The 3,026-nt window shown below is 67.4% G+C and carries 1 protein-coding gene and 1 pseudogene; one reads left to right on the top strand and one right to left on the bottom strand.

The window, feature by feature from the left end; all coding sequences use genetic code 11:
* A pseudogene (locus ACIQ6O_RS15505) lies at window positions 1–1,890 on the top strand (glycoside hydrolase); the annotation flags it as partial.
* Window positions 1,891–1,910: 20 nt separating this feature from the next.
* On the opposite strand, the gene ACIQ6O_RS15500 reads toward ACIQ6O_RS15505, so the two are convergent.
* Window positions 1,911–3,026: NAD(P)/FAD-dependent oxidoreductase (locus tag ACIQ6O_RS15500; protein WP_396208681.1), on the bottom strand; the 1,116-nt coding region annotated here is incomplete at its 5' end.

The raw sequence follows: 3,026 nt of genomic DNA, 5'->3' as shown, positions 1-3,026 counted from the left end.
CCCGATGTCATGCTGCTCGTGGCCGACCAGGGCGCCGTGATCACGGTGAATGGTGGCAGCACGTGGAGTTCGTGGTACAACCAGCCCACCGCGCAGTTCTATCATGTGACTGCCGACTACAGCTGGCCATACAACGTGTGCGGTGGCCAGCAGGAGTCGGGTTCGGCGTGCGTGGCGAGCCGCGGCAACGACGGAAGCATCGGCTATCGCGACTGGCGACCGGTGGGTGCGAGCGAATACAGCTACGTCGCGCCCGATCCGCTCGATCCGAACATCTACTACGGCGGCACGGTCACCCGCTTCGATCGTCGTACGGGACAAACGCAGGACGTGAGCCCCAACGCGGGCATTGGGCGACGCGCCGCCGGCAACGGCCCGGATTATTTCCGCGGCATCCGCACGATGCCCATCCTCTTCTCGCCCATCAACCCGAAAAAGCTGTACTACGGCACCAACGTGGTGTGGCAGACGGTGAACGGCGGGCAATCATGGACGCGCCTCAGCGACGATCTCTCGCGCCCCACGTGGGACGTACCCGCCAGCGTCGGCATCTATCGCGACACGCCAGCCGCGAAGCCCACGCGCCGGGGCGTGGTGTACACGATTGCGCCGAGCCCGGTGGACTCCAACACCATCTGGGCCGGCACCGACGACGGGCTCATTCACGTCACACGCAACGGCGGCAAGTCGTGGCAGAACGTCACGCCGCCGCAGATCGCGCCGTGGTGGAAGGTGTCGATCATGGATGCGTCGCACTTCGACGCGAACACCGCGTATGCAGCAGTGAACACGTTCCGTCTCGATGACCTGCGCCCGCATCTCTATCGCACGCGCGATGGCGGCAAGACGTGGACGGAGATCACCACCGGAATGGACAGCGACGCGCCCACCAACGTGATCCGCGAAGATCCCAAGCGTCGCGGGTTGCTGTATGCCGGCACCGAGCATCAGGTGTGGGTGTCGGTGAACGACGGGGACAGCTGGCAGCCGCTGCGCCGGAACATGCCGTTCATCTCCATTCGCGATCTCATCGTGAAGAACGACGATATCGCGGTCGGCACGCACGGACGTGGCTTCTGGATTCTCGACAACATCACGTCACTGCGGCAGTGGGATGCCAACGCCGCGTCGAACGTCACGCTGTTCGCGCCGGCCACCGCCACGCGCGTGCGCTACAGCATGTACACCGACACGCCGGTACCGCCCGACGAGCCGATGGCGCAGAACCCACCGGATGGCGCCATGATCGAGTACTGGCTGCCGCGTGACGCGCAGTCAGTGCAAATCGACATTCTGAACGCCAGTGGGCGCGTCGTGCGCCGTTACGCGAGCAGCGATCCCACGCCGGCGCCCACCGATCAGGGAAACTGGCCCTGGTACTGGTTCCGTCCGGCCGCCGCGCCTTCGGCGAAGGCTGGCCTGCAGCGGTTCACCTGGGACCTGCACTATGCCCGCCCCACCGACGGCTGCTCGCTGCCCATTTCGGCCACGCCATACAACACGAAGTGCGAACCCGAAGGCCCATGGGTCATGCCCGGTCGCTACACGGTGCGCCTCACCGTGGACGGCGCGGTGCTCACGAAACCCTTCAGCGTGCGCATGGACCCGCGGGTGAAGACACCAGTTGTGGCGCTACAGGAGCAGCACGACCTGAGTGTCGCCCTCCACGACGCCCTGCTGCTCGCGCGCACGCGTGCCACTGAAGCGAAGGCGGCGGGGCAGACGGAACTCGCCGCGGCGTACACGGCGGTGGAGGGAGCCCATCTCACCACCATCGACGCGCTGCAGCAGAGCGATACGCCACCCACGGCGTCCATGCGTGCCGCGGCGCGCGATCGCCTCGCCGCCTTCAAGGCGCTCGAAGCGCGCTGGGGAGCGACGAAGAAGTAGGCGGACAGGTACGGGGCAGCCTACAGCTGCCCCGTGCTGCCCCAGGCCGCGAGCTTTTCCTGATACGCCGCGTCCTCGTACCGTGACAACAGAAACGCCTCTTCGTACGAGGGGCGCGGCGCGCCGGTGATCTGGGCGGCCAGCAGTTCTGCCGCCGCCGGCGCGGCCATGAGGCCAAAGCCGGAGAACGCGGCGCACACGTACGCACCATCCACGCCGAGCGGGCCGACGAGCGGCCGGTTCTCGATCGTCTTGGTGTAGTAGCCGCCATCGACATACGCGTGCGGCAACCGCTCGAGATAGGCAGCCAGCCCCGGCGCGAGCGTCGTCATGCCGCGCAACACGACTTCGGGATAGAACGGATCGTCGGGGAGCGGGAACTCCGGCGCATCGAAGCGGTGCGCGCTGTGATAGTCCCACAGCATGAGCACCGTCTTCGCGCTGCCGTATCCCTCCGGGCGGAGGTGAATGCCGGCAGGTAATGGCTCGGTGAGCCAGCGCGTGCTGTCATCGGCAGCCAGCTCCGTGCGTTCGTCGTCGCTCCACTCGAGCGACTGCTCGTCATCGAGAATCACGAGGCCGGTGTTGCGGTCGACCACGCCGAGCGTGTCCTCGATCGCGATCTTATAGTGCGCTTCGCTGAATAGCGGGAGCGACACGCCAAGCAACGCGCCGACCTGCTTCGCGTATGGGCCCGCGGCGTTCACGAACACGGGTGTGTGCACCTGCACGTCGCGCCCGTCGCTCGTCGCCACGCGCACGCCGGTCACGCGGCCCCCCTCGCACTGCACCTGCTCTACGCGGCCAGCCAGCAGGGAGGCGCCGGCGGCCCGTGCCTGTTCGAACAGCAGCATCCCCAGCTGCTGTCCGCTGAACCATCCGCAACGCCGCGCATGCAGCACCGCGCAAATGTCGGGCGCCAGCCAGGGGAAGTGCGCACGAATGGCATCGCGATCGAGAAACAGGTCGGCGCCATCGGGATGATCCTGCCAGCCGCTGTGCGTGCTCGGGCGATACGCTGCAGCCTCGGCGACCGAACGGTACGTGCGCAGCGGCCCCGCGCCCTGCGCGGTGGCCACCGCGGCCTCGTCGAGGAACCGGGCGGCGCGCTCCTCGCGGGCCGTGGCGTACACGTA

It is taken from the genome of Gemmatimonas sp., from assembly GCF_044345575.1.
GTDB lineage: Bacteria > Gemmatimonadota > Gemmatimonadetes > Gemmatimonadales > Gemmatimonadaceae > Gemmatimonas.
The sequence above is the reverse complement of the archived record's forward strand: the minus strand, read 5'-3'. Positions and strand labels throughout refer to the sequence as shown.